Here is a 19,602-nt window from a genome sequence, read left to right as displayed (position 1 = left end):
CTACTTAGTACTACGATGATAAACTATTAATTTCTTTATGATTGGGGTAAGTCAGTAGAATTCCATCATTAGGTCCATAAAAGGTGAACATGGTTCCTATTGCTGAAGCTTGAGCTCCAGAATTAATTGCATCTCTTATATGATTAAATGAGCCTGCGCCACCAGAAATAACTATAGGAATATTTGTGAAATGAGATGCTTCTTTTATTAAAACGGTGTCAAATCCTTTTTTTGTTCCTTCATTATTAATTGAGGTTAAAATTATTTCTCCTGCACCAAGACTTTCTATATTTCTTATGTGTTCTTTGAAGTTCAATGTACACTTTTGTGTCCCAGATTTGGTATATATAATATATTTACCTATAAAATTCTTTTTGACATCGATGGAGACAACTATACTTTGAGAACCAAACAGTGAGCTTGCTTCTTGAATGAGCTTAGGATTATTAACTGCACTTGTATTCAAAATAATTTTTTCAAATCCTATAGAAAATATCTTTTCTATATCTTTAATATTTTTTATTCCTCCTCCATATGAAAGCGGCATAAATGCTTCTGAAGCAATTTCTTTTAAAATATCAAAATTAATTTCCTTATTTTTCACACTTGCTTCTATATCTAATAATACTAATTCATCTACTTCTTTATTATTAAATATTTTTACAGCGTTGATCGGATCTCCTATATAACGATGATTTTTGAATATCCTACCTTTTTGGAGACCATCGTTATTGAATAATAGTACGGGGATAACTCTGTGTCTTAGCATTTACAGTGAGACTCAATTAGATTCTTAAAGAAAAACATTCCGAATTTATGGCTTTTCTCTGGATGGAATTGAACACCATAAATATTATCTTTTTTAACTGAACTTACAAATTCATTAATATAATTTGTCGTTGTTAGTATATTTTCATTATCTTGGCATTCTACATAATAAGAATGTACAAAATAGAATCTATCGGGATTATCAGGATCTTGTTGAAATAAATTATTGTTAGTTTTTAATGATATATAATTCCATCCCATGTGTGGAATTTTTAGATTCCTATCTTCTTGGTTGTTAAATTTTTTAACGTTACCTTTTAACCAGCATAGTCCGTTTGCAGTACCTTCTTCACTAGTATTAAATAATAGTTGCATTCCTAAACATATTCCAAGGAATGGGGTTTTTTCTTTAATTACTTTTTTGCTAAGTATAGTCTGTATACCAGAATTGGATAATTTTTTCATCCCATAGTCAAAACTTCCAACTCCGGGTAAGATGATAAAATTAGAATTTGATATAATTTCTAAATCAGAAGTAATGACAGAATCATATCCGACTTTTCTGAGTATATTTTGAATGGAACTGCTATTACCCATTCCATAATCTATTATTGTGATTAACATGTTTTATCTTCTACTATAAATGTTATCCGATTTTTTTGTAATTGATAATATAATTATGAGCAATAAAATGCCCGAGCTTATTAGAGCAGTTGTAAAAGATTGTTCTATTAGGAGAAAGCTATATAGAATTGATGCGGCTATTATTTCTATTTTTTTTGTTTTTAACCATAATAGATCTAGATACATGAAAATTATAAAGATACAAATTAGGTTTATCATATATCCTATTAGTCCATATTTTAAAAAATAATATAAAAAGGTATTTGTGTTGGCATTGGTGCTTTGATTATGAAAATATTTTTCACCGATGTAAAAAGTAACATCAGAGTCGGTGAGTCTTTTTCCATATAAAAAGTTATCAGGAATGCTGATTTCATTAAGATAATAATTCTGTATTAAGGATGCAACAAAAATCAACCTCCTTATGAAATAATCAGCAAGGTATGAGTACTCAAATATGAATAATTCTATTAGTGACGTTAGGCTAATAAAAACTAATAATTTTATTATGAGTAAAGCCATATTTTCTATTTTATTTTTCTTCATATAAGCAGCAAAAATCATCATAGCTATGACATATAAAAAGGGACTCTTTAAACCTATAAACCAAAAAGTTACAAATGGAAATAACAAAGAAGCAATGAAGCATTTTTTATTTTTGTATATTATACTATAAAAGGCTAGTAGTGGAATTAATCCATTTGTTGTAATATTTAATATATAAGGAAATAATAGATCCTTCCCTAAATAGTCTCTTGCTAATAGTCTTCGTTGATACATTGAATCTAGAGATAAAGAACCAACTGGGATCTCAATGATTAGATTGAATATAGTGATTATAGAAAAAAGTATTGATATAAGAAATAATGTATTTCTTGGTAAAATAGGATAATATAATTTTATCTTTCTTAACTCATGCGCTATTTTCTTATTTAGAATTGCTATTAATATTGGAGGAATATATAGGAATAAATAAAATAACATATAGTTATTATATGCTAGTTTAGTGATATTAGAAAAGTAACTGGTATATAATAGGGTAAATATAGTATATATAATAATGAAGATGTCTGATGGAGTTCTTATCTTTCTTGATATTAGCAATGTACATATAATACAGCTTATTATACAATAAAGTGTGCTATATTGATTCCATGTTACTTCTTTCATTCCAGAATATGAATTATTGGGCTGTATTTGATAATTATAAATTAAAAGGGTTGTTATTAGAAAAACCTGAATTAACACAAAGTTAATTATCAATCTATGAATATATTTAATTGACATATTTAGAATATTTATATGAAATATATAGATAAATAATATATAGGGTTGTATAGTATAAAGAATATGAGATTATGCTTATCTTAACTGTTGAAATAACAGTAAAAGAGAATAATGTGAAAGTTAATAAAGAAAGCTGCCAGATAAGATCTATGTGCTGTTTCTGTGCTATATACAAGGTATAGCTTAATGGACTTGAAACAAAACGCAAAGCAAACATTGGCATTAACCATACACCTATTAGCCCAGATATTTCCCATTCTTCACCAAATAATAACGAAAATGTTGGTCTTAGAAGAAATATAGAACATACTATCATGATGATTGATAATATTATTAATACATTAAAGGTTTTCTTATATTCATCTCTACATGAACCTTTGACACGATAGCTTGTAGATGCACTTTTAATGAAAACATCTCTTACTGCACCTCCGAGTAGAGATATTGGTGCACCAAGTGTTCTGATAGTTAAGGAAAGGTATCCTGCCCATTCTGCACCGAATCTATAATTCACTAAGATGATTGGCAATTGAGCAGATAAGTTGTTAGTCGCATCGGCTGGTAAAGAATATAATAGGAAATTTTTATGCTTTCTCCATTTTTTCTTGAATATTGGAAAAGTAAAAGCTTTTAACTCTTTTCTAGTTATAGGTAATACTTTTAGGCAAAAAATACAAGAAAATATACTTCCTGATACATATCCTATGATTATATTTGATAAGTTAGGTTCTATATATCCAGATATTATTTGTGGAACTGTAATAAAGAAGTTCTGAGAGATTCTTATAATTCCTAACTTTTTAAAATATCCTCCACATGATAGCCATGATTGAGTTGTTGTATAAATGGAATAACAGATACTTACGGGAATAATTGTTATAAGGAAAATATTCTTTGAGGTTTCGGGACTTTCTATATAAATATAGAATAACATTAATATTATTAGTGAAAATGATATTAGTGTTATATTTATTAAAGTTACTATTAATGTATTATTTCTTTCATAGCCATCTTCTTCTATACCAAAGGAAGACTCAAATCTGGCTGTGAGTATTATTGAAAGTAATATAGTAATACTAAGCCAAGTTGCGAATTCACCAATATTACCTGGACTGTATAGTCTGACTATTAGTAAAGAGCCAAAGATTGGAATTAATTGTGATATCAGTGTTCCTGAAAAAACTGTCCCAACCTTTGACCAATAATCATTTACTTTTATAGTCATAGTATTTGCTTGCAGATATCTATGATCGAAGATGTTTCTAAATAAGGATGCATCGGTAAGCTAATCACTTCCTGGGCGATTTCATCACCGATAGGCAGAATATGATTACTGGCCACCGCAGGTTGTTTATTCAAGGGAATTGGATAATGAATTGCGGTTGGGATGCCTTGTTCTTTTAATTTGCGCTGTAATTCGTCCCGGTTTTTAACCCGGATAGTATATTGCGCATAAGCAGAAAGATTGTGTGGCTCTATATATGGCGTGGTCATGATGCCAATGTTATTCAATGCCTGATTGTAGTTTGTGGCAACTGTCTGACGTAATGCCATTTCTTCCTCAAAGATGTCCAGTTTGGGCAGCAGAATGGCCGCTTGCAGCGTGTCTAAGCGGCTGTTAATGCCGACTCTGATATGATGGTATCGCCTGTCTTGGCCATGACGGGCAATTTGACGGATAATTTTCGCCAGTTCTTCATCGTGGGTGAAAATAGCTCCGCCATCACCGTAGCAACCTAAGGGTTTGCTGGGAAAGAAGCTGGTACAAGAAATTGTGGTTAGGTTGCAGGAGCTTTTACCTTTATAAGTCGCGCCAAAACTTTGGGCCGCGTCTTCTATTACAGTCAGGTTATGTTTTTCGGCGATGGCATTAATTTCGTCAAAATCGGCACATTGGCCGAATAAAGAAACCGGAATAATCGCTTTGGTTTTCGGGGTAATGGCGGCTTCCAGTAGAGCCGGATCTAAATTATAGGTTGTGGGCTTGACGTCAACATAGACCGGAATGCCACCCAGCAGCGCAACGGTTTCCGCGGTGGCAATGTAGGTAAACCCGGGGGTGATAACTTCGTCGCCGGGTTTGAGGCCAATCGCCATTAAGGCAATTTGCAGGGCATCGGTGCCGTTCGCACAGGTAATGCAATATTTGGCTCCCGTGTAGGCCATCAGCTTTTCTTCTAATTCTGCTACTTCGGGCCCTAAAATATATTTGCCGTGGGTGAGGACTTTCTGGATATTCGCGTCAATTTTATCTTTAATTCTGCGTTGCTGTGCCGCGAGATCGGTGAATTGCATTCTTCTTTACCTTTTATACTTTAATTCGGGTCACGGTATGATGGTTGAGTTGATAAATATGCTGCGTGTGCGGGCAGGTTGTTATGGCTTGTCCATGCAGGGGTAAATCTAATTGTTCACCAAATTCACTCATCCAGCCAATCTGTTTGGCCGGCACGCCGGCCATCAGGGCATAATCCGGCACATCTTTATTGACGACCGCGCCGGCACCAATAAAGGCATAGGCACCAATGGTGGTACCACAAATAATGGTACAGTTGGCGCCTAACGTGGCACCTGTTTTCACCCGGGTGGTTTTATATTCACTTTTTCTTTCAATCAATGAGCGTGGATTATAGACATTGGTAAACACCATGCTTGGGCCACAAAATACGCCCTCTTCTAAATGAACGTTGTCATAAACAGAGACGTTATTTTGTATTTTGCAGCGATTGCCGATGGTGACCTGATTGCCAATAAAGACATTTTGGCCTAAAGAGCAGCTTTCGCCAATTTGGGCACCGGAACAGACATGCGTAAAATGCCAAATGCGGCTGTTTTTCCCAATTTGGGCCCCTTCATCAATGATGGCGCTGGGATGTATCATTAGGTGTTCGGTTGACATGATATCTTTTCCTTTTATTTAATACGTTAAAGGTAAAGAAATGGTTTTATTGTCCCGGGCTGAGAGATAGGCGGCGATAAGCAACTCTAATGATTTTAAGCCTTCCCGGCCATCCGTGATGGGTTGGGCTTCGCCTTTCATGACATCAATGACATTTTTATAATAAAGCGGGTGACCAAACCCATAAACGGAAGTGGTTTCATAATTTGTTTCTTTGATTTGCCGGTCATACTCTTTTTCGTCAGAAAAACGCCATTCCTGGATTTCATTGACGGCTAAACCCCCCACTCGGACGGTGCCTTTTTCACCCAGAATGGTGATAGAGCCTTCAAGGTTTTGAGGGTAAGTGCACATGGTGACGGCCATCGAGCCTAAGGTCCCGTCTCGCCAGCGGATGTTCAGTACCCCGGTATCTTCCGTTTCGATATCCCGGTGTGTTGATGTCATGGCCTGCACATCTTTGACCGGGCCGATCAGCCATTCAATTAAATCAACGTAATGGCTCGCCTGATTCATGAAGGCGCCGCCATCAAATTCCCATGTGCCCCGCCAGGCGGCCTGATCATAATATTCTTGCGGACGGGTCCAGAAAACATTGAGGTGAACCAGATGGATTTTGCCAAACCGTTTTTCACTGACGGCCCGTTTCAGTAATTGTAATGTCGCGTTTAAGCGATTCTGTTTGACGACAAAGAGATGTTTTCCGGCTTTATCGGCGGCTTTGACCATGTTTTCGCCTTCGGCCAGTCGTGTCGCCATCGGTTTTTCGGTGACGACATGAAAGCCTTTATTAAAGCAGGTAATAGCTTGCTCGGGATGCAGCCCGGAAGGGGTGGTCAGGATGATGATATCGGCGGTGATATTATCCAGCAGGGTATTGAGGTTGTTAAAACCCGGGACGCCGGTTTTTTCTATCGTCGCTGTTAATACCGCTTGGTCGTTATCACAGATTGCCACTAATTCCGCGTGTTCCTGATGTGTTTCCAGAGCATTAAAATGGTTTTTAGCAATTCTTCCACAACCCACTAAAGCGAATTTTATTTTTCTGTCTTTAATTATGTTAAGCATGGTTTGTCCTGGATTAAGCTTTTATGACGTTTTGGTGATTTGGAGAATATTTACCGCGGGTATCAACGACTAATTTTGCGTTATTGATGATGAATTCATAATTAAATTTGTCGTGATCGGTGGCTAAAATAACGCAGTCAAATTCTTTTAAACTCTTTTCAGTTACCGGCTGGCTGATTAAATTAAAATGGTGTTCACGCATTTTAGGGAATACCGGGACGTGAGGGTCGGAATATTCCACGTTGGCACCTAAATCCCTGAGTTTTTCCATGATATGGACTGAGGGACTTTCTCGCATGTCGTCAACATTCTTTTTATAGGCGATCCCCAAGACTAAGATACGGCTATTATTAATGGATTTATTCGCTTTATTCAGGGCTAAGACCGTTTTGGTGACAACATAATCGGGCATGGATGAGTTGACTTCACCGGAGAGTTCAATAAAGCGGGTATTGATACCGTATTCTCTGGCTTTCCAGGTTAAATAGAAGGGATCAATCGGGATGCAGTGACCACCTAATCCCGGGCCGGGGTAATAGGGGACAAAGCCGAAGGGTTTGGTTGCCGCAGCCCTGATAACTTCGTGGATATCAATGCCCATTTTGTCGGCGACCAGTTTCATTTCGTTGACTAAACCAATGTTGACCGCCCGGTGTATGTTCTCAAGCAGTTTAGTCATTTCGGCTGCTTTGGTTGAGCTGACGGGAACCACCCGGTCAATTGCAGGTTGGTAAACGGCCATCCCGGCTTTTAAGCAGTTCGCCGTATGGCCGCCAATGACTTTCGGGATGGTGCGGGTTTCGAAATCAGGATTACCGGGATCTTCGCGTTCGGGTGAATAGACCAGGAAGAAGTTTTCACCCACTGTTAACCCGTTTTCTTCCACCCGGGGTAATAACTCTTCTTCGGTGGTGCCGGGATAAGTGGTACTTTCTAAGGACAGGACTTGTCCTGTCCTTAAATGAGGTTTTACCATATCCGTAGTGTTAATAACGAAGCTCATATCGGGTTCACGATATTTATTCAAAGGCGTTGGGACGCAAAGAATGATGGCATCACATTCAGCGATTTTGGCAAAATTATTCGTTGCTTCGAAACCTGTATTGATTGCTTGATTAATTTTGGATGCAGGAATATGTTCGATATAACTTTGGCCTGAATTTAATTTATCTGTTTTTGTTTTATCAATATCAAATCCAATAACTTTAAAGCCAATATCGTTATATCTCAGCATTAACGGTAGGCCAACATAACCAAGGCCAACAATGGCAATAATGGCTGTTTTATTATCAAATTTATCGGTGAGAATATTGAGTGATGACATATTTTGCCTTTAAGGATGATGACTTAAAAATGAACCAATGAAAATAAATAGCATTGGTTTTTAGTTGAATGCTATTTATTTTCATTAGTTTTACTTTAATAGCTGAATCTTTAATAAATTTATTAAGTTATTTGTGTAATGTATGCTTTATAGAGGTGGAAAACCATGAAATGTCAAAGCTACCGCACTAGGTTGTTGGCTCCCAGAACGCCTATAGGATTCTATAATCTTACCCATTCTATTGATTTTTCAGTACTTTTGTCTGTCCTAACAAAAAGTAATGGGGGGATAAGATTTTGTAACTATTTGGGGTGAGAGTAAACTGTAAGTTTCTCTGGGTCAAGCTTAATACGCTGCTTGTTTAATTAATTGATAGAATAAGGCGGCCAATCGGGGATTTTGATGGTTTTTTGTTGGAATCGTTCTTGCGGCTGGATTCGAGGTTATTTGTTAGGCGAGAGTCAAGTCCGGTAGTTTTAAGGAGGATTCAGTTAGCTGTTTAATTAAAGAAAGGTGTGAAAATGTTATTTTTTCTGATCAGTGGTGTCACTTTGAAGAGGGTTGGGTAATAAGCTTATTTTATTAAGTTCTTTCTTTTATATCGTAAAATCTATGTTTCTCCACTGCCTTTGGCGCAGAGCCATTTAGATCAATACATAAGGTATTTCCTCCATTCAATGTTGTCCACAATGATAGTCCGCTATTTATATTTCCTATTTTAGAATATTGGTTAACTTTAACCTCGTTACACTGTGAAAAAATTCTTTATAATTTCACTCATTTTAGATCCAATATTAATTTTTTGATATTACGGGGGTTGATGGCGGTTAGGAATGAGCCTAAGGAAACGCCTATACACAGGATTAATAATTTTATGGATATAGATTCATCCAGAAGGAAGTAGGCAAAGAATATTGCCCAAACGGTGTAGGTGATGTTTAAAGCCATCGCACGAATAGGTTGGAGTATGCTGATTGCCCGATAGTAGAAGAGGTATGATATGGTCGTTGTCAGTGATGTTATGAGTAGCAGGCTGGATAGTGTGAAACTTGAGAAGATGTCTATCACATTAGGCAGAGAGAATATGAAGGCTGTGATAAGGATAATATAACCTACCGAAGAGGAGAGTTGTCTTATGAAATAGGCGATGTCAGCCGGTATATTGTTGTTCATTCCGTAGGAACTGATAACAACTTCAGATCCCCAACCCAGTGCACAGATAAAGGCAAACAGGAATCCTGTCCAATTAGATATTGTTGGCGTTGTTGTTGTATAGCCCAGTATTATGGTACATACAACGGCTAATATCAGGCCTAATGTTCCTATAAGGTGAATCCTGTCTTTAAATAGGCAGAATGATATTAGAGAACCAATAGCAGGGTAGGTTGCAGCGATAATTGCTGTGTAACCAACACCAATATGTTGAATTGCCAGGATATAACAAGACATGCCTATTGGGCCACCCAACATAGCTGCCAGTACGATTATCCAATATTTTTTATTCTTGGTGATGGCGATTATTGTCCGATATTGATTCTGATATAGTAGATATATAAACATGTATACACATGAAATCAGGTCATTTAGGAAGGCAATAATGATAGGAATAATAAAGTAAGAGGAAAGAATGTTGTTTTTTAATAAAATAGCTAAAAGAACACCTGTGAGTCCCCAAAAAATACCAGAGAATAGTCCATAGGCATTTGCTGTTACTTTACGGTTGATAAACATAGCTATTTGGGTACTTTTTCATAAATTTATGGGCTCGTATTAAGAGGTTAATTCCATAATTTCCATTTTCCTTTTTTGAATCAAAAACTGAAGGAAGTATAATGCATATGATATATCTAATGATGAGGTTTTTGTTGGCTTGTTATTTTGATTTTTTGAATTATATAATGTTTAATTACTCATGTATTAAAAATTTCATAGGGTTGTTGTTTATCCAGATAAGCAATATAGCTTTCAGCCGGATCCATTGAGTATCTTCACGGATGCAGTGTGTGAGCTGGTATAGTCATCTCCTCTGGCAATTAATATGGTTATATTATGTTTATTTAGCAGTTAGAAAGCTTAGATATTATTTCAAAAGATCGTAAATACGATCTTTTTTGGGCTGAAATTCAATAGGGGAGTTAATAAGAATCTTTCTAATGTTTTCGAAATCATAGTTTTCACAAGATATCTTTAGGTCATTTAATAATGAGTTTAATTTATCCCAAGGTAAAAATACTTCATTTGCTGTCATTATTCTAGGATGATTGGTGTCAGAAACGTTATCACCAATGAGTAACTCTTCATAAAGCTTTTCTCCTGGCCTTAATCCGGTAATTTTGATTTCTATATCACCATGAGGATTCGTTTTGTCTTTCACTGTCAGGCCGGAGAGATTAATCATTTTTCGGGCTAGGTCATAAATTTTTACTGATTCGCCCATATCCAGAACAAAGACGTCGCCATTGTTGCCCATCGCGCCTGCCTGGATAACTAATTGGGCGGCTTCCGGAATAGTCATGAAGTAACGTGTGATATCTTTGTGAGTTAGCGTGATTGGCCCGCCATTTTCCATTTGTTGCTCGAAAAGGGGGACCACTGAGCCAGATGAGCCAAGAACGTTGCCAAAACGAACCATCGAGAATTTTGTATGGCTGTTTTCTTTCGCAAAGGCTTGCAGTATAAGTTCTGCAAATCTTTTTGTTGCTCCCATTGTGTTTGTCGGGCGAACGGCTTTGTCGGTAGAGATTAATACAAATTTTTCGACTTTTTGTTTAATGGCTGCTTGTGCAAGTGAGAGTGTACCAAAAATATTATTATTTATACCCTCCAGTGTGTTCATTTCTACCAGTGGGACGTGTTTATATGCAGCAGCATGGTATATTGTGTTAATGTTGAATTTGTTTATTATTTTATTTATCTTATCCGAATCTTTTATATCACCTAAAATCGGAATGATACTTATATTGAGATCTCTTTCCAGATTTATTTTTTGCAGCTCCATTTCTATTGAGTAAAGGCAATATTCTGTTAGCTCAAATAATATTATCTGAGATGGTGACTGATTGATGATTTGTCTGCACAATTCAGATCCTATTGAACCGCCAGCGCCTGTAATCAGTACGTTTTTATTTCTGATGTTTTTACTGAGTAAGTCTTGTAATGGGTTAACTTGTTCTCTTCCTAGCAGGTCATTAATGGAAACCCGCTTTAGTGAGTTTATTTGGGCTTTTCCTTCAACCAGATCATTGAAGCTTGGGATTGTGAGTATTTCACAATGTTCTTTTTGTAGTCTCTCGATTATTTTTTTTCTATTGGATATTGAAGCACTGGGTATGGCTAGTAATATTTTCTTTATATTATATTTTTCTATCAGGAAATTTATCTTTTCTGGAGAGAAGACGTAAACCCCATGAATAGATAGATTATGTAATTTAGTATTGTCATCAACAAAGGCAATGGGGTTGAATTCTCTATGCATTGTTAAGATGGGTAAAAGTTGCCGACCAGATTCTCCTGCGCCATAGATAATTACTGGGGTTCCTTTATATTTTAATAGATTACGCAGCGTTCTATATAAGAACCTTGTGCCACAGAGTGAGATAACCAAAAAAGAAAAATAAATAATAGGTACCGTTCTGGGTAAGAATGCCTGTTGATATAAGGAGAATGCTGTTAGGAATAGTGTCGATGATAATGAGCCAATAATGGCCCATTTCAATATACTCATATTAACGTATTTCAATATCGATCTATAAAAGCCAATTCTTAAGAAAATAAATAGCGTGCAGGGTACTGTGAATATAATAGTTATCCAATGTTGTAAGCTGTAGAGCGGTACTTCTCTGTCAAGACGCAACCACATACTTAGCCAGTATGAAATACTGATTATAAATATATCTACTACCAGAAGAATGAGGGTCTTTATTAGTCTATTTTGGCTAAAAACTATTCTTTTTTTCATGGTTTTTAATTACCTAAAAACTAGTTTGTAGATTGTTTTAAAAATAATCTTCAGGTCATGGAAAAATGACTTGTCATCAACATATTCTAAATAGTATTTGGCTTTTATAGGCATCACAATATCGATATAGGCTTGGTGAGGATCTGCATATTTATCTAATATTTGATTTTCATCAATCATTTCTATAGAAGCTAAATCTGTTATGCCAGGTTTGATAGATAATATTTTGTTCCTTACGTCATCTGGGTATTTATCCATAAATTGTGGGACTTCTGGTCTTGGTCCGACTAAACTCATCTTTCCTTGAACAACATCAATGAGTTGAGCTAACTCATCAAGTTTGTATTTGCGTATAAATTTTCCAGAGTTTGTAATACGTCGATCATGACCTACAGTGAGTTGGCCTTTTTGTTCTGAACCGGTAGTCATACTTCTAAATTTGTGAATATAAAAATCTTTATTATATTGACCTACGCGTTTTTGCCGGAAAAAAATAGGCCCTTCCGAGTCTATTTTTATCCAAATGGCAATCGCAATTAAGATAGGAGAAAGGATAATTAATCCAATTGAAGATGCAATGAAATCAAAAACTATTTTTATTATTGAATAATTTATTTTCATTTATTCAAGAATTCCTTTAATTGTTTTGATAACGTAGATTTGGTCTTCTTGGGTCATTTTTGTGTATAAAGGAATGGATACAATTCTTTTGTAGTTTTCTTCTGCTACTGGAAAGTTATTTTTATCAAGAGAATAGGTGTTTTTCCATATGGGTTGTTTATGCAGTGGGATAAAATGGACAGAACAACCTATATTTTTTTCTGCCATTTTTATTATAAAGTCGTCTCTTGATATTTTAACTTCATCATTCAGTCTAATAGTATATAAATGCCAGGCATGTTGACTATTAGGTTCTTTAGGTTTAGCCGGTAAAATAATGGGTAAATTTTTTAATTCACTATCGTAAAGTTTAGCCATCTCTTCTCTTTTCTTTTGAAAAGAGTTTATTTTCTGTAATTGGTGAATACCGATGGCTGCACAAATATCTGGCATATTATATTTATAGCCTGGTTCAATGACTTCATAGTACCAGGCGGGTATTTTAGATTGATATCGGTCAAAAGCATCTTTACTCATGCCGTGGAGACGCATGATTTTTGCTCTTTTTATAATATCTGGATTTCGGGTTACTAGCATCCCGCCTTCAGCCGTTGTCATGGTTTTATTGGCGTAGAAACTAAATACGGTTACATCGGTGTCCAGAGTGCCAATTTTTTTTCCTTTGTATAAGGTTGGGAATGAATGAGCTGCATCTTCAACGATTCGTAGATTGAATTCTTTAGCTATAGCAATGATTTCATCCATATCACAGGATAAACCGGCAAAGTGCACCGGTATAATCGCTTTAGTTTTGGAGGTTATTGCTTTTCTTATTGCTGTTGGATCAATATTCAGGCTGTTAGGTAAAGAATCAACAAAAATAGGGTGTGCGCCCAGATAACGGACAACTTCTGCTGTTGCAGTAAAGGTGTAGGTAGGGACGATGATTTCATCACCTGGTTGGATACCAATGGCTTCCAACGCTAAGTGCAATCCCGCCGTTGCTGAATTTACCGCGATTGCTTCAATGTCAGAATTTAAATAGTGAGCAAAATCTTGTTCAAATCTTTTGGCTTTAGGTCCGGTAGTTATCCAACCTGTTTTAAGTGAATCAATAACTTCATCAATTTCTTCTTGACCAATTTCTGGGAGTGCGAAAGGGAGAAAAAAAGAGTTCATGATATAATCCTTATCTTTTATTTTTTACGTGGAATTTCTTATTGAATATAATTTTCATTATTCCAATGAGATACCCTGATCCATAAGATAAATGTATGCACAGAAATATTAAGGGTAAGAGAATATAGTTTTTTTTATTTTTAATATGGGCTTTTATTGATACCAATAAAGCCAGGGATAAATAGATAAAAATACAACTTATATATAGATATAAAAATATTGGGTTAGTGAATGAAAGGATTAGTCCCAGGATTAACCCTAAGACAAAAGTCGGTGGTATTAATTGTCGGAATGATGTTGTTTTTTTTAATTTTAAGTTGACTAGTGGTTTAAATAAACCGTATTGATAGAACATAGAGCAAGTTTTTTTAATTGAATCTCTGGGGTAATAATCAACAATAATCTCTGGGACAAGATATATATTACCTCCATGTTTTATAATTCTGCTATTAAATTCATCATCTTGGTTTCTAATTAAATCCTCATCAAATAGCCCTATTTTATCGAATATATTTCTTCTGAAAAAACCAAAAGGGACTGTATCAACTTTTTTTATATTATTGACGCCAACTCGAAAATAGGAATTACCCATACCAAACTGACTACCTAAGGCATATGAAATAGTATGGGCAATAATCGTAGAATTACATGGTTTTGTACTAAGAACTCCACCTATATTATCAATATCAAATTGTTTTGATAAATTATATAGTTTGGATAAGTAGTTGCTAGGATAGTTAGAGTGAGCATCGATTCTGGCTATATATTCTCCTGATGAGTTTTTTATACCAATATTCAGAGCAGCAGGTACATGTTTCTCAGGATTGTATAGTATTTTTATGAATTGATATTTCTCAGTATAACTCTGAATGACTTGTAGAGTATTGTCTGAGCTATAGCCATCTATAAAGATAATCTCTAATTTTTCGGTAGAGTAATCTTGTTTCAGAAGTGATTCGATACATCCTTTTATATATTTCTCTTCATTTAATATAGGGCAAATTACTGATATATTTATCATGATTGAATAATAACCTCTATTTGGACAGTAATGATAGTTATTTAAGTGTATACCCGTCATCTTTCAAGTTGCCTCTTTGTTGGCTGCACTCACTCACCCCGGTCACATCGTTATCTATGCTCCCGAGGATTCGCTCCCTTGCCGCCGCGATCCATCTTGAAATCCATAGGGTATCATTTCTATATTTTGTTCAAATCTTCTGGCTTTGGGCCGGTAATTATCCAACCAGTTTTAAGTCAATCAATAATTTTATCTATTTTAGATTTTTCAATTTCAGGTAACGTGAAAGGAAAGCATTTGTTATTTATGATTTGTCATTGCCTTTAGGAATTTATTTGATAAAGTATTATATGTGTGGTTTTTTGATGCGTATTTTTTACCGTTATTTCTTAATTCAATTTTCTTTTCCTTTGAGAGTTTATTTAATTTAAGTAAGCCATTTGCAATGGCTTGAGGAGATTCAGGTGGGATGGATAATCCGCAATTTGCATCAGTAACAATGTCATTACCCGCTTCAACAGAATGTAATACTATGCATCCTGCCATCATATAATCTATTAGTTTATTCGGTGAAATCCCAAATCTATATATAGGTTTTCTATGCCAACCTATATAAGCAATATCGAATAATGAGAGCAGAGCAGGGATCTGTGTTTTCGGTATTGGATCACTAAAGGTAATGTTTTTCAAATTAAGTAAATTGGCTTGTTTTACTAGATTTTCTTTTTCTAGCCCAGAACCTACCAACAGGAAATGAAAGTTTTGTTTTTCTAATAATTTTGCAGCATCAATAAGGTAGTTCATGGCATTGGGTTTTCCAAGCGATCCGGTATAACCCACAATGATTTTATTCTCTGTTTTACAGTGATCGATTACTTCTCTGATATGAGGTGGAATAGGATTAATCTTTTCAATATTCCAATGATTTTCAACTATACCATTAGGTATAATATGCAATTTTTTTAGGTCCAAGCCACGATCTTTCATATGAGCATGTACATTAGGGAGTATTGAAATGACAGTATCTGAATGGCGATAAGCAAAGTCTTCGGTAAATTGGCATAATCTTATGAAAGGGTGATTTGGGGACATACCGCCTATTTCGATAGGCGATAGAGGCCATAAATCGTGAACTTCGTAAACTAATTTAGCTTTAGATTTTTTTGCCAGGCGCTTTGCGACCAAAATATCCAAGGGATAAGTACTTGATGCAATAACGATATCTGGTTTATTTTCTTTGATTAAATTATGTGTATCAAGCCATATCTGCTTTAAGAAAGAAAATATATTTTTTAACCGGCTTACTCCATTGTTTTTATAATGAGGCGTTGGATACCAGATAAATTTTAATCCGCTAATGTTTTCAGTGGTTTTTTTATTATTTATTAGTTTAGGTTGTTTTGTCCGGACATGAGAGTAAGAGGCTGCGAGTATGGTAATATTATGTCCAGATTTAATCCATTCTTGACCCAGATAATATGGTCTAAACTCCATACCAAGATCCGGTGAACCTGCATAATGATTTATGTATACTATATTCATAATAAATTTTCTAATTCGTCAGCAATTTTTATAGCAGCAATGCCGCCACCATATATAGATTGAACGGAGTATATATTAGTATTAATCATATTATGAACTGATTGGGTTATTTTTTTATTTTCAGCATCTGATAATTTGTTCACACCGGCTTCAATTAATTCTACCCATTCAGTTTGATCCCTAACGGTTACACACGGTTTTCTAAAGAAAAAAGCTTCCTTTTGTAGTCCCCCACTATCTGTAATAACCAGCGCTGTATTTTTGAGTAGCCATAGCATTTCTAAATAGCCAACCGGTTCGATTAAGTGAACATCTAAATGTAAGCTGTATTTTTCCAACATTTTTTTAGTTCTTGGGTGAAGAGGAAGGACAACCGGATAAATTGTTTTATGTATATTATTTAATGCGTTCACTATTTCAGTTAATCGTTCTCGATTATCGGTATTTTCAGCACGGTGGAGTGTCGTTAATATAAAATGTTGTGTGGAAATCAGTTCGTCAGGTCTTTTTGCCATTCGGCTAAAATATATAGCAGCATCTTCCATCACATCACCCACTTTCTTTATATTAACTGGCTTTGAATTGAAGCCTTCTCTTTGTAGGTTATTGGTTGCTGTCTCTGTGGGACAGAAAAGAATTGAGCTAACATTATCTGTGAGTATTCTATTTATCTCTTCTGGCATATTCATATTAAAGCTGCGTAAACCGGCTTCAATATGTATAACTGGAATATGTAATTTAGATGCAGATAGTGCGCCAGCTAAAGTGGAATTTGTATCACCATATACCATGACTGCATCCGGCTTTTCTGTGATAAGTACCTTTTCAATGTCAATTAGCATTTTTCCTGTCATTTCACCGTGCGAGCCGCCATGAATATTAAGCGTGTAGTCAGGTTTAGGAATTTTTAATTGATTGAAAAATATATCAGACATATTAGTATCAAAGTGCTGTCCTGTATGAATGATAATTTCTTCGAATTTATTCTGATCTTGTAGGGCGCGAGATACAGGGCTTGCCTTAATGAATTGGGGTCTTGCGCCTAATACGGTTATTATTTTCTTCATGTTTATTAACTTTCAAGTTGTTGATAGAATTCAATAAGTTTATTCTGTTCAATATTCCAATTGTATTTTTTATTTACTGCCAAAAATCCGTTATTACCCATTTTCTCCGCTATATCATAGTTATTCGATAAATGATCTATCGCATCAGCTAACTCTTTAGGGTTTAATGGATCGATACAAATTCCACAATGGTTTGTTATAATAATATCTTTCCATAATGTGAAATTTGACGCGATAACAGGAATGCCTGCACTCATGTATTCGAACATTTTATTAGGTTGTGCATCGATATGATTGGGTAATGCATGGAATAGAACAATTCCAGCAATAGATTTAGATAAAAGTTCTTTTGTTTCTATTCGATCTAAAAATCCAAGTTCATCTATTTTATGCCAATTTTTCATGCTTTTTATTTTATTTTCTAAATCTTTTTCAGAGAAATCACCCGCTAATTTTATTTTTGTATCAGTCTTAAGGTAAGATATTGATTCAACCATTTCTTCTATGCATCTAATGGCAGATATGCCTCCGACATAGCATACTTGTTTTTCTTTTTCATCCCAATCTTTGTTATTATTACTTAGCTCGCCTAATATCGGATAGTTATTAATGTCTATTGTGTTTTTATTTATTTTTAAGAATTTATCTCTTATTGAAGGTGTAGCAGTAATAATTCCGTTAAATTTAGGGATAGCATATTTTTCATAGAGAGAGAATGTTTTAGAAATAATTTTTTTTGTCAATTTATTTAAATAAGGTTTACTCAGGATCTGTTTGGGGACATCTTCATGGGCATCAAAAATAACTATTTTACCTTCCTTTTTAAGTTTTAATCCTATAGGTATTAATTCGGGATCATGAAAATGATATAGGTCCGAGTTTAATTCTAATGCTTTTTTATAAACTTTATTGGTTGTTTTGAATATTCGATTTAATCGGCCTGACAATATACCTACATCAATGATAGATATGTTATTCTTTATTTCATTACCTTTACCATCTGCGACAATAAGAGATACCTCATGTTCTCTTTGCAAAGCAGAGCACTCTTTTAGAAAAATACGTGTATCGAAACGTGGATGTGCAGATGTCATATGTGTAATTTTCATAAGGAATTTTTGTTATCTTTTGTAGGAAATAAAAATAATAGTATGCTTAATATCAGCAGCCCATATGTCAATAGTAGTGCTGTAATTGCCGTGTTTGATGCCGTATATACGAATGGCAAATATAATGTTGTTGAAAATTCAAATGGAACCTTTTTTGAACTCAGGTCCATTGCGAAGATGAGTATATTAAATATAAAGAAATTTATTATTAAGCCAGCAATACCATATCTGGCTATACCGTCCCCAATAAAGCCTGTATTAGCAGAGCCTATGGTGCCATAATATATCTGAGAGATTATCTTTGGGGCATCGTTAGTGAATTCTCTATTGTTATTGAATGTGTAATCATAGAAATAGAAAGTATTTAATGTTGGTGTGAAGAATATTCTGCGTAACCAGTGTATCAGTGGGTCATAGAAATCGAAAATAAAATACAGTGATCCGGCAACAAGGAATGAATATAGAATTATGTTTATCACGGAATTACTTATGTTTCTTTTCCCTTTGATATAGAAGAATAGTATTATAACGGTGATGTTCATGAATGCTATACTTTTTAATCCTGAAGAGCAATATATTGAATAGGAAATCATAATGCTTATTGCAATAAGGAGATATTTAACAAAGTCTTTTACATAGAATGAAACTAATAATAATAAGGGTGAAATTACGTATCCCCCACTTGTTATAATATACATGGTTAATAATGATGTGTTTTCTTTGAAATGCTCTCTCACTGTATAAACTTTAAATATATTAGGTGGTATTAAACTGAATGCAGGGTTAGTAATAATAAAGAATAAAACAATAATTCCGCATCCTATTATCAGTGCTTTATATAAATCCCAGGGGATTTGTAGTTTTGGTAACGTAATTCTATTCATTATTCGAAAGAATAATATAGATAATAAAAATAGTATGTTTATTGTAGATATAAAAATTACTGAATATATAGAGGCTGAATTAATTAAAGGGAATATAATTGATATGGGTATAATGTAAATTATATATATTAACCATAAAAAAACCATAATTGGATTTTTTTGGTTATTAAGTAAGAGTAGTGGTAATAATGATATCCAGCAGAATAAGATACTTAAGTGACCTTGTGGATTAATATTATAGCCTCTTACCTCGTGGAACGTGTCTAATATAA

16 protein-coding genes are annotated in these 19,602 nt (G+C 34.7%); all 16 read right to left on the bottom strand.

Annotated elements, in window-relative coordinates; translation table 11 throughout:
• Window positions 1–10: 10 nt before the first annotated feature.
• Entirely contained in the window at window positions 11–769 is a 759-nt protein-coding gene (locus ACUN2T_RS25355; protein WP_445495604.1) for an AglZ/HisF2 family acetamidino modification protein, read from the bottom strand.
• Window positions 763–1,392 (bottom strand): imidazole glycerol phosphate synthase subunit HisH, encoded by a 630-nt coding sequence (gene hisH / locus ACUN2T_RS25350; RefSeq protein ID WP_445495603.1) that lies wholly within the window; start codon window positions 1,390–1,392, stop codon window positions 763–765. Before hisH ends, ACUN2T_RS25355 begins: the two co-directional genes overlap by 7 nt.
• 1,276 nt (window positions 1,393–2,668) lie before the next feature.
• Window positions 2,669–3,904, bottom strand: coding sequence for a lipopolysaccharide biosynthesis protein (locus ACUN2T_RS25345; RefSeq protein WP_445495602.1), 1,236 nt, complete (start codon window positions 3,902–3,904; stop codon window positions 2,669–2,671).
• Complete coding sequence (locus tag ACUN2T_RS25340) at window positions 3,901–4,974, bottom strand: DegT/DnrJ/EryC1/StrS family aminotransferase (protein ID WP_445495601.1); 1,074 nt, start codon at window positions 4,972–4,974, stop codon at window positions 3,901–3,903. Before ACUN2T_RS25340 ends, ACUN2T_RS25345 begins: the two co-directional genes overlap by 4 nt.
• A gap of 13 nt (window positions 4,975–4,987) precedes the next feature.
• Window positions 4,988–5,578 carry an acyltransferase gene (locus tag ACUN2T_RS25335; RefSeq protein ID WP_445495600.1) on the bottom strand — a complete coding sequence of 197 codons (591 nt, stop codon included), beginning with the start codon at window positions 5,576–5,578 and terminating at the stop codon, window positions 4,988–4,990.
• A gap of 18 nt (window positions 5,579–5,596) precedes the next feature.
• Window positions 5,597–6,646: a Gfo/Idh/MocA family protein gene (locus tag ACUN2T_RS25330; RefSeq protein ID WP_445495599.1), complete on the bottom strand. Its 1,050-nt coding sequence runs from the start codon at window positions 6,644–6,646 to the stop codon at window positions 5,597–5,599.
• 13 nt (window positions 6,647–6,659) lie between these two features.
• The gene (locus tag ACUN2T_RS25325; RefSeq protein WP_445495598.1) at window positions 6,660–7,970 is read right to left on the bottom strand and encodes a nucleotide sugar dehydrogenase; all 1,311 of its coding nucleotides are present in this window, start codon (window positions 7,968–7,970) and stop codon (window positions 6,660–6,662) included.
• 777 nt (window positions 7,971–8,747) lie between these two features.
• The gene (locus tag ACUN2T_RS25320) at window positions 8,748–9,701 is read right to left on the bottom strand and encodes a DMT family transporter (RefSeq protein ID WP_445495597.1); all 954 of its coding nucleotides are present in this window, start codon (window positions 9,699–9,701) and stop codon (window positions 8,748–8,750) included.
• A 349-nt stretch (window positions 9,702–10,050) separates the two neighbouring features.
• Window positions 10,051–11,928, bottom strand: a complete 1,878-nt coding sequence (locus ACUN2T_RS25315; protein WP_445495596.1) for a polysaccharide biosynthesis protein — start codon at window positions 11,926–11,928, stop codon at window positions 10,051–10,053.
• A 9-nt stretch (window positions 11,929–11,937) separates the two neighbouring features.
• Window positions 11,938–12,549: a sugar transferase gene (locus ACUN2T_RS25310; protein WP_445495595.1), complete on the bottom strand. Its 612-nt coding sequence runs from the start codon at window positions 12,547–12,549 to the stop codon at window positions 11,938–11,940.
• The gene (locus tag ACUN2T_RS25305) at window positions 12,550–13,707 is read right to left on the bottom strand and encodes a DegT/DnrJ/EryC1/StrS family aminotransferase (protein ID WP_445495594.1); all 1,158 of its coding nucleotides are present in this window, start codon (window positions 13,705–13,707) and stop codon (window positions 12,550–12,552) included.
• Between the two features lie 10 nt (window positions 13,708–13,717).
• Window positions 13,718–14,788: a glycosyltransferase family 2 protein gene (locus ACUN2T_RS25300; RefSeq protein ID WP_445495593.1), complete on the bottom strand. Its 1,071-nt coding sequence runs from the start codon at window positions 14,786–14,788 to the stop codon at window positions 13,718–13,720.
• 240 nt (window positions 14,789–15,028) lie between these two features.
• Window positions 15,029–16,270, bottom strand: coding sequence for a glycosyltransferase family 4 protein (locus tag ACUN2T_RS25295; protein WP_445495592.1), 1,242 nt, complete (start codon window positions 16,268–16,270; stop codon window positions 15,029–15,031).
• Window positions 16,267–17,337, bottom strand: coding sequence for a non-hydrolyzing UDP-N-acetylglucosamine 2-epimerase (wecB, locus tag ACUN2T_RS25290; protein WP_445495591.1), 1,071 nt, complete (start codon window positions 17,335–17,337; stop codon window positions 16,267–16,269). Before wecB ends, ACUN2T_RS25295 begins: the two co-directional genes overlap by 4 nt.
• Before the next feature lie 5 nt (window positions 17,338–17,342).
• Window positions 17,343–18,431, bottom strand: a complete 1,089-nt coding sequence (locus tag ACUN2T_RS25285; protein ID WP_445495590.1) for a glycosyltransferase family 4 protein — start codon at window positions 18,429–18,431, stop codon at window positions 17,343–17,345.
• Between the two features lie 11 nt (window positions 18,432–18,442).
• Window positions 18,443–19,330 carry an O-antigen polymerase gene (locus ACUN2T_RS25280; RefSeq protein WP_445495589.1) on the bottom strand — a complete coding sequence of 296 codons (888 nt, stop codon included), beginning with the start codon at window positions 19,328–19,330 and terminating at the stop codon, window positions 18,443–18,445.
• Between the last annotated feature and the right edge of the window lie 272 nt (window positions 19,331–19,602).

It is taken from the genome of Photorhabdus machadonis (assembly GCF_052657765.1).
This window is presented reverse-complemented; position numbering and strand designations above follow the sequence as displayed.